Genomic DNA, 1,146 nt, shown 5'->3' with positions numbered 1-1,146 from the left:
CCTTGATCTTTTAACCTGCTTTTTAAATTTTGACTGATATAGCCACGANNNGCATAAAGCTTTGCGTCTAGGCCTTCAACCAATTGTTCAACCATTTTTATGTCAGCAACATGCCCATTAGATAAGCCTGAGCTAACGATCTCACCGAATTGATTCATCACGATATGTAACTTACAGCCATAAAACCATCCCATTGAACTTTTACCGCGAGATGCAATCTTGGCTAATGATTTATGACGCTGAATACGCTGATTTTTACAGACAGGCAGAGTCGTTGAATCAATCCATAAATATTGTTTGTATTCACCTTTCATCAAAGCGACATGTAAAGCATGTAGAGCTAATTGATGCATATTGATCAGGTGAATCATCCTTTGGTAACAGGGTAAGCGTTTAAATAAATGATTTTTATCCTGCTTCAACCATGAAAAGAAAGCTTTGAAATTGTTGAAATGAGAACACTTATACCAAATGGCGATAAAATGTATTTCTGAGAGACTCAGCTGGGCTGGTCGAATTCTTACAGAGCGACGACTTTGTTTGAGAAACTTCCAATAAGTTGCTTCAAATTTAAGAAAGAAATCATCAATGATGCAGAATAATTCGGTACTATTGAACATCATGAACCGTACCGGGTTTGTCGGAGACTTTTTTATTTAAGTTAGGCCACCTGACCTAACGGATTAATCTTATCATAGTACATTGCTTCAAACTCAAAAGGCGATACATAACCCAGTGCACTGTGTACACGCTTTTTGTTGAACCAATCTACCCAATTTAATGTCGCAAGTTGTACATCCGCTAAACCTTGCCAATCTGCTTTTAAATATTCAATCACCTCTGTTTTGTATAAGCCATTCACCGTTTCAGCCAAAGCATTATCGTATGAATCACCTGTCGTACCGACTGATGCTCGTAAATTTGCTGCTTCTAAACGATTGGTATAGCGAATAGAAAGATATTGAACACCTCTATCGGAATGATGAATTACATTCTTTGGCATGCCTCGATCGTGCAATGCTTGCTCCAATGCATCGAGCACCATATCTGTATTCATCCGTGTAGATACTTTCCATCCAACAATTGCTCGCGAGAACACATCAATAATAAATGCAGTGTAGACCCAGCCTGAATGAGTTTGAATAT

2 protein-coding genes are annotated in these 1,146 nt (G+C 38.2%); both read right to left on the bottom strand.

What is annotated here, in order from left to right:
- Positions 1–620 (bottom strand): IS982 family transposase (locus tag JR005_RS07645; protein WP_228731667.1); only part of this gene is annotated, 620 nt, incomplete at its 3' end.
- 41 nt (positions 621–661) lie between these two features.
- The coding region (locus tag JR005_RS07640) for an IS3 family transposase (protein ID WP_218664824.1) at positions 662–1,146 on the bottom strand (485 nt) is incomplete at its 5' end.

This window comes from Acinetobacter sp. Colony158 (assembly GCF_019264745.1).
GTDB classification, from domain to species: domain Bacteria; phylum Pseudomonadota; class Gammaproteobacteria; order Pseudomonadales; family Moraxellaceae; genus Acinetobacter; species Acinetobacter ursingii.
Note: the sequence above shows the minus strand (reverse complement) of the source record. Positions and strands in the feature narration are given on the sequence as shown.